Raw genomic sequence first — 15,462 nt, 5'->3', positions numbered from 1 at the left:
GCGCAATCCCATGGATTCCACACCTTACACCTCCGAGCTTCCCGAAACCGTCGAAGAGAACGGCGAAGTCGACGTTACGACCGTCTTCACGCCTGTCTCCGCGTTGCCCGAGACCGAGCCGCCGCATGACTGCCCGCTTTGCCCGCGCCTCGTCGCCGTGCGTGAGCAGCTTCGGACCGAGTTCTCGACCTGGTGGAACGCGCCCGTTCCTGCGTTCGGCGATCCGGCGGCGTGGCTCGGCATCATCGGCCTCGCGCCGGGGAAGCATGGCGCGAACCGTACGGGGCGCGCGTTCACGGGCGATTACGCGGGGCAGTTCCTGTACGAGACGCTCGGGCGGTTCGGGCTTGCGACGGGGACGTATGGCGCGAAGGCAGAGGACGGGCTGGCGCTGGACGGCGCGATCATCCTCAATGCGGTGAAGTGCCTGCCGCCCGAGAACAAGCCGACGCCGGAGGAAATCCGCACCTGCCGGCCGTTCCTCGAGACGCAGGCGGATGCGGTGCCAAGCGCGCGGGTGTTCGTGGCCTTGGGGCATATCGCGCATCAGTCGGCGGTAAAGATGCTGGGTGGGCGGCTGCCCAAGGCGCGGTTCGCGCACGGGGCGGAGCATGTGATGCCCGATGGGCGCATCCTGATCGATAGCTTCCACTGCTCGCGCTACAACGTGAACACCGGTGTGCTAACGGCGGAGATGTTCGACGCGGTGTTCCAGCGGGCGCTGGCGTTGCGCGAGACGGTTTAAGAAGCCGTGACGCTGCTCCCCTCCCTGGAAGGGAGGGGTTGGGGGTGGGTTGGTGTCCGGATCGCGGATCGGTTGCGGCTTGATCGGGCCTACCCACCCCCTGCCCCTCCCTTTCAGGGAGGGGAGTTGGACGACTAATCGATCACCCAGGGCTCGCCGGCCTCTGGGGTGCGGAAACGGTTCGCGGGGATGTGTTCGCGGATCAGCGCCGCGCGGAGGTGGTCGGGCGGTTCGTTGATACCCTCTGACGTCAGCTCGAACGTGCCCCAGTGGACGCCAATCGCATAGGCCGCGCCGAGCTGTTCGAACGCGGTCACCGCCTGGTCCGGGCCGATGTGGTTGTCGGTCTGGTGACCCGCGAAATGATACGCGCCGATCGGCAGGATCGCGAGGCGGACCGGGCCGGCGGCGCGCGCTTCGGTTGCCCAGCGCATGTCGCCCGGCCCGGTGTCGCCCGCGAAATACAGGTTCCCACCGGGTAGCGTCACGGTGAAGCCTGCCCAGAGCGTCTTGTCGCGGTCGCCGGGGTCGTATTCGCTCCAGTGATGCGCGCGGTCGACGATCACGTCGATGCCGGGACGCAACGTCACGCGCCCGCCCCAGTCGAGTGCGATCGCATGGACGCCGCTGCGCGCGAGGATCTGGTCGTTGCCGAGGCCGGTCACGATCAGCGGCTTGTCGCGCCGCCAGAGCCGTCTCATCGCGGTCATGTCGAGGTGGTCGCGGTGGTCGTGGCTGAGCAGGATGAGGTGGATCTTCGGCAGGTCCGCGAGACGCACGCCGGGTTCGCGGACGCGCTTCACGCCGACGAACTGGACCGGGGACGAGCGCTCGAGCCACATCGGATCGGTCAGGATGTTGAGCCCCTGGGTCTGCACCAGCACGGTCGAGTGGCCGATCCAGGTGACGCGCATCGTCAGGCCCTCGACCCGGGCCGGGGGCCGCGTCGGGGTGACGGGCACCTTGGGCCAGCTTCGGTAGGGCGGCTTTACCAGGTTGCGGAGCAGCGCGACCGGGCCCTGCTTCTGCTCGCCAGTACTGCCCTGCACGCCGTCGGGGTTGAAGAAGCGCGTCCCGTCGAAGTGATCGCTCAGCGGAAAGGTCTTTGTCGCCGGTGTCGCGCAGCCGGCGAGGAGCGAGAGCGCGAGCAGTATCGAGCGAGTGCGGATCATGGCGCGCTGACGACTATGTCACGCGATCATCAGCGTCCAGTCACGCGCGGAGGGCCATGACGACCAACATGGATGATGATTTCGAAGTACGCGGGTTGCATGAGCAACTGTCGGAGGAACGCGCGGTCAAGGGTGAGGCGTTCGACCAGCGGATCGCATTGTTCACCGCGATCCTGGCAACGCTGGCGGCGGTGACCAGTTTCCTCGGCGGGCATACGCAGAACGAGGCGTTGCTCCACAAGAACGAGGCGGTGCTGATCAAGGCGCAGGCGTCGGATGCGTGGGGCTATTACCAGGCGGAGGACTTGAAGCGGCATATCGCGCAGATGGAGGTCGACCTCGCGCCGCCTGGGTTCGGTGCGACTCAGATGGCGACGCACCGGGCGGATATCGCGCGGTACAAGGCGCGGGGGACGGCGTTGAAGCGGGAGGCGGAGACGCTCGATCGGCGCTCGGCGGCGGCGGATGGGGAGTCGGACGAGGCGCTGCGGCCGCATACGAAGCTGGCGCTGGCGGTGACCGCGATCCAGGTGGCGATCGCGCTGGCGTCGATTACGGCGCTGACCGGGCGGCGGTGGTTGCTGTGGGTTGCGGGGGCTGCTGCGCTGGTGGGGGCGTTGTTGGCGGGGTTGGCTTGGTTGTGATCCTCCCCCGCCAGGGGGAGGTGTCGCCGAAGGTGACGGAGGGGGAGGACACGGAACCTCGGTCACCCTTTCCTCCCCCTCCGTCTGGCAAGCGCCAGCCACCTCCCCCTGGCGGGGGAGGATCGATGGGTCAGATGTCCTGGACCAGACGGCCGTACAGATCCGGGCGGCGATCGCGGAAGAAGCCGAAGGCGGCGCGGTGGCGCTTGACGATGTCGAGGTCGATCGTCGCGGTGATGACGCCCTCGTCGTCGCGGCCAAGCTCCGCCAGAATGTCGCCGCGCTCGTCGGCGATGAAGCTGGTGCCGTAGAAGGTCTGGCCGTGCTCGACGCCGACTCGGTTGGCGGCGACGATCGGGACGACGTTCGAGACCGCGTGGCCGACCATGGCGCGGCGCCAGAGCCGGGCGGTGTCGAGCGACGTGTCGTGCGGCTCGCTGCCGATCGCGGTCGGGTAGAACAGGACTTCCGCACCCATGAGCATCATCGCGCGTGCGGTTTCCGGGTACCATTGGTCCCAGCAGACGCCGACGCCGAGCTTGCCCGCGGGGTGGGGCCAGACCTTGAAGCCGGTGTTGCCGGGGCGGAAGTAGAACTTTTCCTCATAGCCGGGGCCGTCGGGAATGTGGCTCTTGCGATAGACGCCCTGGACGTTGCCGTCGGGGCCGATCATCGCGAGGCTGTTGTAATGATGCGGGCCGTCCGCCTCGAAGAAGCTGGTCGGGATCGTGACCTTGAGCGCTTCGGCAAGCGCCTGCATCGCGAGCACCGCCTTGTGCTCGCCGACGGGCGCGGCGTTTGCGAACAGGCCTTCATCCTCGACGCGACAGAAGTATTCGCCTTCGAACAGCTCGGGCGGCAGGATGACCTGCGCGCCCTTCGCGGCGGCCTCGTGGACGAGGCGGGACACGTTGGCGATGTTGCGGTCGATGTTGGGCGTGAAGCCCAGCTGCAGCGCGGCGACGGTGATCTCGGTCATGGGCGCGCATATAAGGGGGGGCGTCACGGAGTGCGAGCCTTCTTGCTGTTCCCCCGCGGAGGCGGGGGTCCAGGGTTGCGGGCGGTATCGTTTGTGATCCTGGGCCCCCGCCTTCGCGGGGGAACTAGGAGCGGCAATTGACACTGCCCTGCCCTGTCCGACATGCGGCGGGGATGTTCGATCATACGCTCCCCGAAAGCTGGCAGACGCTCACCGCCGAGTTCGAGGCGCCGTACATGCGGGCGCTCGACGCGTTTCTGGAGAGCGAGAGGGCGGCTGGGGCTCGGGTGTTTCCCGACGACGCGGACCGGTTTCGGGCGTTGGAGCTGACGCCGCTCGATCAGGTGCGGGTCGTGATCCTGGGGCAGGATCCGTATCATGGCGAGGGGCAGGCGCACGGACTCAGCTTCTCGGTGCGCGAGGGCGTGCGGACGCCGCCTAGCCTGGTGAACATCTACAAGGAGCTGGAGGCGGATCTCGGGATCCCGCGGGCATCTCATGGCATGCTGGACCATTGGGCCGCACAAGGTGTGCTGCTGCTCAACGCGGTGCTGAGCGTGCGGATGGGCGAGGCTGCGTCGCACAGCAAGCATGGGTGGGAGCGGTTTACTGATGCGGTGATCGCGGCGGTGAACGCGCAGGACAAACCGGTCGTGTTCCTGCTTTGGGGGGCGTATGCGCAGAAGAAGGCGGCGTTCGTCGATGACGTTACTAAGGGTGGGCGGCATCTGGTGATCCAGTCCGCGCATCCTTCGCCGCTGGCCGCGCGGACCGGGTTCTTCGGATCGCGGCCGTTCAGCCGGGCCAACGACTTTCTTAGAACCCATGGGCGCGCGCCGATCGACTGGGCGCTGCCGGAGACTGAATGATGAGCGACGGCGAATATGTGTACGACGAAGCGACTGGCGAGTGGGTCGCGGGCGGTGCGGCGACGGCTGTTGCGGCGGACGACGGCGCGGTGGTGGTGCGGGATTCGGTCGGCAACGTGCTGGCGGACGGCGATCAGGTGACGCTGATCAAGGACCTGACCGTGAAGGGCGCGGGGCAGACGCTGAAGCGCGGCACGCTGATCAAGTCGATCCGGCTGACCGGCGACGCGCAGGAGATCGACTGCCGGTACGAGGGGATCAAGGGGCTGGTGCTGCGCGCGGAGTTCGTTCGGAAGCGTTAGGTCGGGAGATGGCCGGCGCCAAAGGTCACGATAAAGTTACGCTCGGAAACGGCGCCGGCCAGGACCTTCATGGTCATCCTCACCCTCCTGGACGCGGACCCTCTCGGGATATTTGGGCGGGATCGTCGCCTTCGCGGCGGCGAGTTGCGCCTCGAACGTCTGGACGGACGGTGCGGAACCGGTTGCCGCGGGACGGTGCTGGGCGATGGGTTCGGCGCGGATATCGGCGACTTCGAGCGCCATCACCAGCGCCTCGGGGGCCATCAGGCGGTGCGGTTCGGCGGGCATCGGCGGCGCGAGCGCGGCGAGCGTGGCCTCGACCGGCGACACCGGGATGGGCGCCGGCGCAGGCGCCTGGCCGGGGGTGCGATAGCGATCCGGTTGGTGCGCGCGCAGGAGGAACATCAGCAGGCGATCGTTGAAGCGGACGCGCTGGCCGACGCGATTGCCGTCGCGATCGAACACCGGCTCGGGCGATCCGTTGACCGCGCGATCGAAGGCGAGATCGACCAGCCGCAGCGACGCGGTCTGCACCGCCGCATCCCACGCCGCCGCGAACGCCGCGCCATCGGCCGCGCGGCGCAGGCGGTAACACGAGGTCGCCGACATGTTCACCTCGCGCGCGGCCTGCGTGACCGAGCCGGTATCCGCCAGCACGCCGATGAACGCCTGCTGCGTCGCGACCGTCCAGCCATCGTGCCGCACCTTTCGGCGGACCGGCACCCAGTCGTATTCGGCAAGGTCGAAGTCCTCGACCGTCGGGAGATGCTCCGCCTCGACGATGGTCATCGCGGTGGTCCGTGCGGTTGCCTCGGGAGTGGCCGGTTCGAGAGCGGGGGCGATGTCGGGCATGACATCGCGGCGAGCGCGCGCGCGCGTGGGTTTGGTCATGGCCGGAGCGGATCAGGCGGGCGGCGTGTAGGACAGCGTTTGCGTAGGCTGTTGGACTTTTTATGGAGAGGGTGTGGCGCGGGGGCATCCTTCTCGGCGGCCGACATTCTCGACATCGAGCAGAATGTCGCCCATCTTTGCCCTATGCAGACCGTGAGCTACTCAGAAGCGCGCGAGAACCTGAAGGCGGTTCTCGACAAGGTCGTAGCGGACCGCGCTCCCGTGATGATCACGCGCGAGCTCGGCGAGAATGTCGTGTTGATTTCGGCGAGCGAATGGGCCGGGATGGAGGAGACGCTGCATTTGATGGCGTCGCCGGCGAATGCGAAGCGGTTGCTGGACGGGATCGCGCGGCTTGATGCCGGCGAAGGCGAAGAGCACGCGCTCATTCAACCTTGAAGGTCACGTTCGATCCGGAAGGCTGGTCCGAGTATCTCGGCGGGCAATAGGCGGACGCCAAGCTTCTACAACGAATCAACGTCCTTATCGAGGAATGCAGGCGACACCCGCTCACCGGCATGGGCAGGCCAGAGCCGTTGCGCAAAACCTTGCGGGCTGGTGGTCTCGACGGATCACGGGCGAGCACCGACTGGTGTACCGGGTTCGGGTGACGGGTGACGGGTGACGGGTGACGGGTGACGAGCAGACGATTGAGGTGTTGTCGTGCCGACACCATGATTGATTGGCTTCCCCGCTTCGAATTACGTGGCACACGCGCGAACTTTGTGTCCTTATGCGTTGATGGTAGGCAAACCAACGCCGTGCTTCTTGGACGAATGTCTGGCATTGGGATTTGTGCACGGTTCTCGGCGGTGGAGAAGCGTTAGCGGCAAACGCCTATACACATGGGATGATCTTCACGGCGAGGTAGAGGTGTTTACCGCCCGTGGTGTTCATTTAGGTGCGGCCGATGCGATAACCGGCGTGCTATTTAAGCTACCCGTAAAGGGAAGGAAGATTGATGTCTGATTCGTCCTTCATCTCGCTTGCCCTGAGTGGACAGGTACTATCGGACGAGATCGAAGATTTCGTAGAGGCATGGCATGCCTCCGATTCATCCTTGGACATTCACGAGTATCTGGGGATGACATTCGACGAGTACTCGCTGTGGGTATCCGATCCTGACGCAATCGATACCATCCTGACGGCGCGCCATACGGAAAGGCCCCTCAGAGAGGCGGTTAATGACAACATACGAATTCAAGAGCGGATTGCGGCTCGCTCTGATGAAGCTGGAAAACTTGTTACGCTCACACGGTGGATTGCCGCACAGCCTGATCGTTGATCTCCGTCATCCCGAGGAGCGGATGGCCGCCCGATTGGTCGAGCGGCTTGGTCTAACCCCACCCATTGACGTCGAAGCCCTATGCCGGGGTTTTGCCACTCTATCCTTCAAAGACTTTCCGACTGAGATCGATGGGTTGTGCCTGGACCTTAAGGTACGGGGAAAACGGCCGAAGGTTTGGGTCTCCAAAAATATGCCCACGGTGCGCAAGCGCTTCACCCTCGCTCATGAAATCGGGCATATTATCATTCCGTGGCATGCTGGCACGATTGTCGACGATATCGAAATGCCACGATCGCTGGAGCGTGGAAAATACAGGGAAATGGAGACGGAAGCCAATCGCTTTGCCGCTGAATTGCTGATGCCGTCTTCGTGGGTCACTGCGCTCGCCGAACGGTCCGATCACGTTGCGGGCCTGATGCATTCGATACATCAAATCGCAGACGTTTCGTTGCCGGCCGCGTTCCTGAAGGCCGGAAAGTACGGCAAGCCGGGTTTTATAGGCGCTCAGGTAAAAGATGACATCGTCATACGGTCAGTCCGTACCCCTGAAACAAATTCTCGAACGATCGAATACGGCACCGTTATTTCCAATGTTGATATGGCTGCGGCACATGAGCCCAAAATCATGTCAGGTTCTAATATCAACTACTACTGGTGGCAAATCCGCCAGATTCTGGACGATCCGGGTACCGACATCCCCGCTTGGCGGGATACACTAGAAACCATCCTGTCTGAGATCCCGCCCGAATTCCGACCCAAAACGCGCGCCAGCATAAATGCGATAATCGCGGGCGGTATCGGCAAAGAGCCGAAGGGAGCCCCAGTCAATCTCATTTATAGACGAGGCGTCGAGACTGCTCAGAACCGAGCAACGGAAAGTATGTGGGTCAGTTACGTAATTTCCCACCGCTCTTTTCGCGACTACATCCTTGGTAGAGCCAGAGAACGATCTCTGGCTAAACCCTAGGCATACCGTTCAATCACTCCGCCGGCAGATAAATCTCGCTGCCCCGTTCGCGGAATTTTTCGCTCATGTCAGCCATGCCTTTTTCGGCATCAGCATGTGAGCCCTTGGCGAAGAGCGCTCGGTTGGTGTCGGTTTGATCGACGTCCGCCGCTAGGAACGTGTCCGCCGGTTGGTTCTGCTTTGCCGCGAAGTCGCGGACCTCTTGCGTGATCTTCATCGAGCAGAACTTCGGGCCGCACATTGAGCAGAAGTGGGCGGTTTTGGCGCCTTCCGCCGGCAACGTCTGGTCGTGGTATTGTTCGGCGGTGTCGGGGTCGAGGGAGAGGTTGAACTGGTCTCTCCAGCGGAACTCGAAGCGGGCGCGGCTGAGCGCGTCGTCGCGCATCTGGGCGGCGGGGTGACCTTTGGCTAGGTCGGCGGCGTGGGCGGCTAGTTTGTAGGTTACCACGCCGACCTTCACGTCGTCGCGGTCGGGGAGGCCTAGATGCTCCTTCGGCGTGACGTAGCAGAGCATCGCGGTGCCGTACCAGCCGATCATCGCGGCGCCGATGCCGCTGGTGATGTGGTCGTAGCCTGGGGCTATGTCCGTCGTGAGTGGCCCGAGCGTGTAGAAGGGCGCTTCGCCGCAGACTTCGAGCTGCTTGTCCATGTTCTCCTTGATCTTGTGCATCGGCACGTGCCCGGGGCCTTCGATCATGACCTGGACGTCGCTCTTCCACGCGCGGTGGGTGAGTTCGCCGAGCGTGTAGAGTTCGCTGAACTGCGCTTCGTCGTTGGCGTCGGCGATGCTGCCGGGGCGCAGGCCGTCGCCGAGGCTGTAGGCGATGTCGTAGGCCTTCATGATCTCGGTGATTTCGTCGAAGCGCTCGTAGAGGAAGCTCTCCTTGTGGTGGCTGAGGCACCATTTCGCCATGATCGAGCCGCCGCGCGAGACGATGCCGGTGACGCGCTTCGCGGTCATCGGGATGTAGGCGAGGCGGACCCCGGCGTGGATCGTGAAGTAATCGACGCCCTGTTCGGCCTGCTCGATGAGCGTGTCGCGGAAGATCTCCCAGGTGAGGTCCTCGGCGACGCCGCCGACCTTTTCGAGCGCCTGGTAGATGGGGACGGTGCCTACGGGCACGGGCGAGTTGCGGAGGATCCATTCGCGCGTGTCGTGGATGTTGCGGCCGGTGCTGAGGTCCATCACCGTGTCTGCGCCCCAGCGGATCGACCAGACGAGCTTGTCGACTTCGGCGGCGACGTTGGAGGCGACTGCGGAATTGCCGATGTTGGCGTTGATCTTGACGAGGAAGTTGCGGCCGATCGCCATCGGTTCGGATTCGGGGTGGTTGATGTTGTTGGGGATGATCGCGCGGCCGCGGGCGATCTCGTCGCGGACGAATTCGGGGGTTACGAAGTCGGGGATCTGCGCGCCGAAGGATTCGCCGTCTCGCTTGTAGTCTTTCAGCATGGCGCGGCCGAGGTTTTCTCGGGTGGCGACGTATTCCATTTCGGGGGTGATGATGCCGCGGCGGGCGTAGTGCATCTGGCTGACGTTGGCGCCGGCGCGCGCGCGGAGGGGGCGTTTGATGGTGGCGGGGAATTGGGGGACGCCGCCGGAACGGTCGGGGCCTAGCTGGCCGTTGTCTTCGGGGCGGAGTTCCCGGGCTTCGTAGGATTCCACGTCGCCGCGGGCTTCGATCCAGGCGCGGCGGAGTTGGGGGAGGCCGGCGTTGATGTCGATTTTCGCGCGGGGGTCGGTGTAGGGGCCGCTGGTGTCGTAGACGCGTAGGGGGGGCTCGCTGCAGCTGGGGTCGAGGACGATCTCGCGCATGGCGACGCGGACGTCCGGGCTGGTCGGGACCGCTACGTGGATTTTCCGGGAGCCTCGGATCGGGCCGGTGGTTACGCCGATGTCTGCAGTCTTGGATTGCGTATCGATGGCCATGCGCTTGCTCCTACGGGTCTCGGAGCAAGGATTGCGGTTCTGTGGCGACCGCTCCCTCCCTCCGCCGGTATCAACCGGATCAGGTTCAGCGGGTCGAAGGCTCCTGCCTTCCTCTCAAGCGCGGATTAGCGCTCCCCCGGGGTGGGGTGAGCATAGGGGGCTGGGGGCGGGGTGCAATGGGGAATTTGGGGGGCTTGGGGGTGCGCGAGGGAAGTGCGCCTGGGATTCGGTTGGGCGTCCTGCCGATCGAAGTTCACCACCCCGGCGGAGGCCGGGGTCCAGTTGGGGGACGGCGGTAACGATCGGCGGCCCTCCATTATTTCCACCTTTCCAACTGGGCCCCGGCCTTCGCCGGGGTGGTAGCGGGGTGGGTGGTGAGTTTTGATAGCGAGCACACGTTTGCTGAAACGAGAAAGGCCGCTGCCCGGGTTGGGGCAACGGCCTTTTCTGTCACTCCGCGCGCCGTCAGTCGTAGCTAAGCTACGCCTTGTGGCGTGCTTTGCTGCGCTGGCCGGGCTTGGGCGAGTCCTGCACCAGCTTGGTGCAGGCCGCCCTTCGCCTTAGAACCGGAAGCTCACGGTCCCGCGCAGCGAGTGCCAGCGGAACTGGTCGTCGCTGCGGCGGAAGGCTGTGCCGGCGGTGTTGGGGGCGAGGACGAACGGGTTGTTCGCGAGCAGGACCGGGCTGCCAGTGATCGCGCTGCCGGCGGTGACGAGGACGCGGGCGTCGTCGTCCTTGTACTGGTGGTAGGTGTATTCCATGCCGATCGAGATGTTCTTGGTCAGCTTCTGCTCGATGCCGCCGCCACCGACATAGCCCCACTTCTTGTCCGAACCGGTGGCTGCGAACGCGTTGGCGGTGTTGGTGGTAAAGAACAGGTTGTCGATCTTGGCATAGCCGGCGCCGCCGGTGGCGTAGAACAGCGTGTTGCGCGCGGCGAGACCGGCGCGAAGGCGGGCCGAGCCTTCCCACTTCAGCTTGCGTGCCATCGTGTAGCTGGCGGGCGTGGTCGAGAAGGCGGCGACGCTGTCGGTGATCTCGGACTTGCCGAATTCGCCGACGATGCCGACCACGAACGGACCGCGCTGCACGTCGAAGCCGGCGCGGCCGTAATACGACCAACCGTCATCGTCGTTGCGGCAACCATAGGCCGGCACCGCAGTGCGGGCGGAGCCGTTGCAGAAGCCCGGCGAGAAGGCGTTGGCGCCGGTGATGGTGTTGACGCTGTCGCTGAAATTGCCGTCGTTGTTGCGGTCGAACAGGATCGACGAGCCGACGTCGTTGCCCTGGACGTCATAGCCGCCGGCTGCGCCGATATAGACGCCCGAGAACGGCTTGGTGTCGGTGGTCATGTCCTGCGCGGCGGCCGGGACAGCGAAAATGCCCGCGGTCGCGAGACCGGCGAGCATGGTGAGCTTCGTGAAGTTGGTCATGGTCGTTCCCCAAACGAGGGCCGCGGCGCTCCCATTGCTCGCCGCAGCCCAAGGTTTCAGTTTCAGGCAGTGATCGCGATCACGCGTTGGCGCCGCTTGTCCGCAGCGAGTCGAGGCGGTTGTTGGTCCCGTTGGGGAAGAAGCCGCCGCCGATCTTCGCAGTGGGCGTCAGGTAGACGATGTTGTGCACCTGAGCGACCGAGCGGCTGTAGGCCAGGCCGTTCGCGTCGGTGGGCACGATGTTCGAGATCGTCGGATCCGACCCGGTGATGCCCTGGTCGTCGTCGCTCGAGCCGTCGAGGCTGTCGCGTGCGTCGCTGATCTGGTTCGCGGCAGTGATGAGCGACGGGATCGGGTTCGGCGTCTGCAGACCCTTGCGGTACAGGATCGTGCGGATCAGGCCTGCGTGATACGCCTCTGCGGCGAGGATGCCGGCGGCCGCCTCGAGATAGGTCTTGTTGGCGATCAGCGGTGCTGCGCCCTTATAGGCCGACACACCGACGTCCTCGAAGATGTACGCGCCGAGCAGGAAGCTGTTGTCGTCGGCATAGGGGTTGAACACACCCGTCGCACCGATGACGCCAGCCGCACGGGCGGCCGCGGTGAACGCACCCGGAGCGGCTGCCGTGCCGACCGAGATGTCGATCGCAGGCTGGGCGACGGCGGCGCTGCCGAGGGCCGAGCGCAGGAAGGCGACGTGTGCGACTTCGTCGATCGCGATTTCGCGCGCGTATTCACGGACGACGGTGTCCTGGAACGGCACCTGTGCACCGCCGGTGACGGCACCCTGCGTACCGATGCCGGTCAGCATGTTGGCGTTGAGGCCGACACCGAATGCCGCGAACGCGTAGAACTGCGCTTCGAGATATTCGAGGTTGAGAGCGACGTTGAGCACGTCGGCGTCGTTGAGTGCTGCGACCGGCGCCGGTCCCGGAGTCGGGGTCGGTGCTAGATCGGAATCGTCGCTGCCGCATGCCGAGAGCAGCGTGGCGCCGCCGATGGCGAGAGCGGAACCGCCGGCGAAGCGCAGGAAGTTACGACGTTCGTTGCGACGGCTGGCGATCGCGTCGAATATTTCCAGCTTGGTATTGAGATCGGTCATTGGGTTAATCCCCTGAATATCGAAGAAGAGCGGGTGATCGGATGACCGATCAGCTTGCCGCGATGCTCGTCTTGATGTTGCCGTTCATGCCGTTCGGGTAGAACCCGCCTGCCGACGCCGCACCCTTGTTGAGGTACACGATGTTGAGCACCTGGCTGGCCGAGCGGCTGAAGGCGACGCCGTTCGCATCGAGCGGAACGATGTTCGACGCGGTGACCGCGGCCTGCGTCGTGCTCAGGTTGATCGGCGTCTGCGAGATGGGCGAGATGCCCTGATCGAGATCGGTCGTACCGTCGAGGCTGTCGCGTGCATTCGAGATCGCATCGGCCGACTGGCGCAGCGACGGGGTCGCGATGCCCTTGCCGTACAGCGTCGTGCGGACGATCGCGGCGTGATACGCCTCGACCGCGAGCAGGCCGGCGGCGGCTTCGAGATAGGCCTTGCTGGTGAGCAGCGGGGCAGCGCCCTTGTATGCGGTCACGCCGACGTCTTCGAAGATGAACGCACCGAGCAGGAACGCTTCGTCCGAAGCATAGGGATCGAACGCGGTGCCGGCGGGGACGAGGCCAGCAGCCTGTGCCGCGAGCGAGAATGCGCTGGTCGGCGAGACGCTGACGTCGATCACCGGCTGCGCGACGGCGGCGGTGCCGAGTGCGGTGCGGAGGAACTTGACGTGGGCGATCTCGTCCTGCGCGATCTCACGTGCGTACTGGCGCACGATGGGGTCGGTGAAATTGACCTGGCGACCGCCACGAACCGCGCCCTGCGTGCTGGTACCGCTGAGCAGGCTGTTGTCGAGGCCGGTGCCGTAGGCGGCGTAGGAATAGAACTGCGCCTCGAGATATTCGAGGTTGAGTGCGAAGTTCAGGACGTCCGCATCGGTGATCGTCTGTGCCGACGCCGACGTGGAGAAGGACAGCGCGGTCGCACCGGCTGCGGTCATCGCAGCGGCGCCCAGCGCGGTCTTGAAGAATTCACGTCGCTCGCTGCGGCGTTCCACTCGCGCATCGAGGGCTTCGATCAGGTGCACGCTCTCGGTCATATCAGGGTCCTCCCCTTGCTGTTGCGGACGTCGAAATGCTCTGCGGCAGTCGCGCAACGGGGCATGCCCCGATCGGGTCGATTGCTCGAATCCCGCTCGTAACGCGCTCAATTACGGACATAAAAAAAGCCGTCCGTGGCGAGGAACGTACGCGGATGAATAATGGATGCACGCTTCAAGGGGGTGCGATGAAATAAATTTCACGACCCGGCAGAGAGGCTTACCTGCTTGCGATGATTGGGGTTTTGGTGGCGGCTGGATGCCGGCTTCACCTTTCCCTGGTCTTCCCGGAAAACGCCCGGCAGGCCCTCTTTTCTCTCCCTACCGGAGAGAGAGAAAAGGTAACGCATTCGGCGGATCGGGCCGAGCCGGATCCGCCGAAATCGATAGCTTAGAAGGTGTAGGTCAGGCCGAGGGCGTAGAGCCACTGGTCCGCATCGCCGACGTCGGCGACGATCGGCGTGTTCTTGTACTTGCCGAGCATGCGGCCGTAGAGGACGCCCGCGCCGACGCCGAAGCCGTGGCGCAGATCGCCCGAGAGACTCTGCACGACGAACAGCGAGGCGTTCGCGCGACGGAAGCCGCTGTCGTTGATGTCGTAGGTGCGCAGGCCGCTGTTCAGCGTACCGATCGGTGTCACGGCCGCGTAGGTGCGGCCGAAGCCCTTGCCGGCGTAATCCGCCGACACGCCGAGCGAGACGAGCGTGCGGACCGACAGCGGCGTGGTGTAGTTCACCTGCGGGGTGATGACGTAGCTGTCATAGGTGCCCGAGACGTCGTGGACGTACGCGACGCGCGCGGTGATCGTGTCGTAATCGCTGGTGATGACGCCGGTCTTGCCAATGCCGACATAGCCGCCGAGTTCATACGCGGTATCGATCTTGCCGAGTGCGCGGACCTGGCGGTTGTCGATGTCGCCGGTGCGATCGCGGCGGATGCCGCCGATGACGCCGACTTCGTAGTTGATGCCGACTTCGCCCGTGTTCGGGATCAGGTTGAAATAGAGCTGCGTGCCGCGGAGGAAGAAGTCATGCCCGCGCACCGTGCCGACGATCGCGCCGGCGGGGGTGAAGGAATTGCTGTCCGCACCCTCGTAATCGGGCATCGACACCGCACCGACCGCTATGGTGATACGGTTGTTATCGCGCGGGTCCGTGATCGTTGGCGACGGGTTCGGATCGGTCTGGGCGAGCACCGGGGTGGCGGTTGCCAGCACCGCAATTGCGGCAGACATGAGAAGGGTGAATGCGCGCAAGGAAATGCTCCGGAGAAAAAGGTTCCACGTCGCAACGCGGTAAAACCGTTTTCGGTCCGCTGCGATCGGTCAGAAGATGTAACGCATTTTTACCTGTTGCATTTCGGCATCACCGGCAAGCATGAACCGGGCGGCATCGAAACGCGGCGGGCCGAAGCGGACCGCGGCATTGCGCGAGAAACCATAGCCCTCGCGCGGGATGCCCGCGATCGTATCGAGCTTCGCATTGCTGTTCTCGTCATGGATGATCGCGAGCGCATAGCCGCGCTGGGGAAGGCCCGAAAAGCTGGTGGCGTGGACACTGGCGGGCAGCGTCCGCGTCAGTGCCTTGGCGTCGTCGACGCAGGCGGGGAAATTGTCGGGGTCCGCGGTAAGGCAGATCCGGATCATCCCCTTCGACGAGCGGAGATTGTTGACCTGGACGTCGAGCCGCGTGACGGGCGCCGCCGCCGACAGCATCGCCCACGTCGTTGCTGCCGCGACTACGAACAGCCGCTTTCGCATGCGCGCCGGCAAGATCGCCGCGTTGCTTGTCGGTGCCGCAGAGCCGATCCCAAAAGCGGAAATAGAGGCCATAGTTGCACCCGTGTCGTTCGTGATGTCGCCGATGATGGCTCGCCGTGATCAGCCAGCCGCCCCATGCGCCCCGCCACATGAACCGGGGGAAAACCTCCCCACCTCATGCGATGCGTTACCCCATAGCCGTCGTGATCGTCAGTACCAGACCCGGCGCGCCGATGTTGATCGGAATCAACCGCACCCGTAGCGGAATTACCACAGCGCCGGTGATTGGAGCGCCTCGACCAGGGGGGCCGCGAGACGTGGTTGCAGTCGCGTGATAGT

17 protein-coding genes, 2 pseudogenes and 1 riboswitch are annotated in these 15,462 nt (G+C 64.7%); of the genes and pseudogenes, 9 read left to right on the top strand and 10 right to left on the bottom strand.

The annotated features are described in order from the left end of the window. Positions 1-10: 10 nt before the first annotated feature. Complete coding sequence (locus ASE69_RS13865; protein ID WP_082453125.1) at positions 11-745, top strand: uracil-DNA glycosylase; 735 nt, start codon at positions 11-13, stop codon at positions 743-745. 134 nt (positions 746-879) lie between these two features. Here ASE69_RS13865 and ASE69_RS13860 read toward each other — a convergent pair whose 3' ends face one another. Beyond that, positions 880-1,917 (bottom strand): MBL fold metallo-hydrolase, encoded by a 1,038-nt coding sequence (locus tag ASE69_RS13860; protein ID WP_056487697.1) that lies wholly within the window; start codon positions 1,915-1,917, stop codon positions 880-882. Positions 1,918-1,973: 56 nt separating this feature from the next. Between ASE69_RS13860 and ASE69_RS13855 the strand changes: the two genes are divergently transcribed. Next, positions 1,974-2,561: a DUF4337 domain-containing protein gene (locus ASE69_RS13855; protein WP_082453124.1), complete on the top strand. Its 588-nt coding sequence runs from the start codon at positions 1,974-1,976 to the stop codon at positions 2,559-2,561. Between the two features lie 130 nt (positions 2,562-2,691). Here the strand turns inward: ASE69_RS13855 and aguB are convergent, their stop codons facing one another. Beyond that, complete coding sequence (aguB, locus tag ASE69_RS13850) at positions 2,692-3,540, bottom strand: N-carbamoylputrescine amidase (RefSeq protein ID WP_056064445.1); 849 nt, start codon at positions 3,538-3,540, stop codon at positions 2,692-2,694. A gap of 173 nt (positions 3,541-3,713) precedes the next feature. Between aguB and ung the strand changes: the two genes are divergently transcribed. Together ung and ASE69_RS13840 are read left to right on the top strand one after the other, a co-directional pair. Beyond that, a complete protein-coding gene (gene ung / locus ASE69_RS13845; protein ID WP_056487694.1) occupies positions 3,714-4,409 on the top strand; it encodes a uracil-DNA glycosylase in 696 nt (231 codons plus the stop codon). Then, positions 4,409-4,711 (top strand): alkylphosphonate utilization protein, encoded by a 303-nt coding sequence (locus ASE69_RS13840; RefSeq protein ID WP_056487691.1) that lies wholly within the window; start codon positions 4,409-4,411, stop codon positions 4,709-4,711. The genes ung and ASE69_RS13840 overlap by 1 nt, the downstream gene beginning before the upstream one ends. Positions 4,712-4,747: 36 nt before the next feature. Here the strand turns inward: ASE69_RS13840 and ASE69_RS13835 are convergent, their stop codons facing one another. Then, positions 4,748-5,602 carry a hypothetical protein gene (locus tag ASE69_RS13835; RefSeq protein ID WP_056487688.1) on the bottom strand — a complete coding sequence of 285 codons (855 nt, stop codon included), beginning with the start codon at positions 5,600-5,602 and terminating at the stop codon, positions 4,748-4,750. A 144-nt stretch (positions 5,603-5,746) separates the two neighbouring features. Here ASE69_RS13835 and ASE69_RS13830 point away from each other — a divergent pair, with 144 nt between their 5' ends. The 5 genes and pseudogenes from ASE69_RS13830 (at position 5,747) to ASE69_RS13820 (ending at position 7,857) form a co-directional block, all read left to right on the top strand. Beyond that, positions 5,747-6,001 (top strand): type II toxin-antitoxin system Phd/YefM family antitoxin, encoded by a 255-nt coding sequence (locus ASE69_RS13830; RefSeq protein ID WP_056487686.1) that lies wholly within the window; start codon positions 5,747-5,749, stop codon positions 5,999-6,001. A gap of 65 nt (positions 6,002-6,066) precedes the next feature. Beyond that, a pseudogene (locus ASE69_RS23500) lies at positions 6,067-6,227 on the top strand (Txe/YoeB family addiction module toxin); the annotation flags it as partial. 116 nt (positions 6,228-6,343) lie between these two features. Further along, positions 6,344-6,571, top strand: a complete 228-nt coding sequence (locus tag ASE69_RS23495) for a colicin E3/pyocin S6 family cytotoxin (protein ID WP_082453123.1) — start codon at positions 6,344-6,346, stop codon at positions 6,569-6,571. Continuing rightward, complete coding sequence (locus tag ASE69_RS22440; protein WP_056487684.1) at positions 6,564-6,887, top strand: hypothetical protein; 324 nt, start codon at positions 6,564-6,566, stop codon at positions 6,885-6,887. The genes ASE69_RS23495 and ASE69_RS22440 overlap by 8 nt, the downstream gene beginning before the upstream one ends. Further along, positions 6,829-7,857 carry an ImmA/IrrE family metallo-endopeptidase gene (locus ASE69_RS13820; protein WP_162236889.1) on the top strand — a complete coding sequence of 343 codons (1,029 nt, stop codon included), beginning with the start codon at positions 6,829-6,831 and terminating at the stop codon, positions 7,855-7,857. Before ASE69_RS22440 ends, ASE69_RS13820 begins: the two co-directional genes overlap by 59 nt. Positions 7,858-7,870: 13 nt before the next feature. On the opposite strand, the gene thiC is transcribed toward ASE69_RS13820, so the two are convergent. The 7 genes and pseudogenes from thiC to ASE69_RS23490 form a co-directional block, all read right to left on the bottom strand. After that, positions 7,871-9,787, bottom strand: a complete 1,917-nt coding sequence (gene thiC, locus ASE69_RS13815; RefSeq protein WP_056487677.1) for a phosphomethylpyrimidine synthase ThiC — start codon at positions 9,785-9,787, stop codon at positions 7,871-7,873. Between the two features lie 39 nt (positions 9,788-9,826). Then, positions 9,827-9,936: riboswitch (TPP riboswitch) on the bottom strand. A gap of 411 nt (positions 9,937-10,347) precedes the next feature. Further along, a complete protein-coding gene (locus ASE69_RS13810) occupies positions 10,348-11,220 on the bottom strand; it encodes an outer membrane protein (RefSeq protein ID WP_056487675.1) in 873 nt (290 codons plus the stop codon). A 79-nt stretch (positions 11,221-11,299) separates the two neighbouring features. Further along, positions 11,300-12,322 (bottom strand): ferritin-like domain-containing protein, encoded by a 1,023-nt coding sequence (locus tag ASE69_RS13805; protein ID WP_056487672.1) that lies wholly within the window; start codon positions 12,320-12,322, stop codon positions 11,300-11,302. A 49-nt stretch (positions 12,323-12,371) separates the two neighbouring features. Then, positions 12,372-13,364: a ferritin-like domain-containing protein gene (locus ASE69_RS13800; RefSeq protein WP_056064415.1), complete on the bottom strand. Its 993-nt coding sequence runs from the start codon at positions 13,362-13,364 to the stop codon at positions 12,372-12,374. A 391-nt stretch (positions 13,365-13,755) separates the two neighbouring features. After that, positions 13,756-14,619, bottom strand: coding sequence for a MipA/OmpV family protein (locus tag ASE69_RS13795; RefSeq protein WP_156362338.1), 864 nt, complete (start codon positions 14,617-14,619; stop codon positions 13,756-13,758). A gap of 69 nt (positions 14,620-14,688) precedes the next feature. Beyond that, complete coding sequence (locus tag ASE69_RS23015; protein WP_321163579.1) at positions 14,689-15,123, bottom strand: DUF2141 domain-containing protein; 435 nt, start codon at positions 15,121-15,123, stop codon at positions 14,689-14,691. After that, positions 15,029-15,457, bottom strand: a pseudogene (locus ASE69_RS23490) (sterol desaturase family protein); the annotation flags it as partial. The pseudogene ASE69_RS23490 and the gene ASE69_RS23015, both read right to left, overlap by 95 nt. Positions 15,458-15,462: the final 5 nt, after the last annotated feature.

This window comes from Sphingomonas sp. Leaf208 (assembly GCF_001421415.1).
GTDB lineage: Bacteria > Pseudomonadota > Alphaproteobacteria > Sphingomonadales > Sphingomonadaceae > Sphingomonas.
Note: the sequence above shows the minus strand (reverse complement) of the source record. Positions and strands in the feature narration are given on the sequence as shown.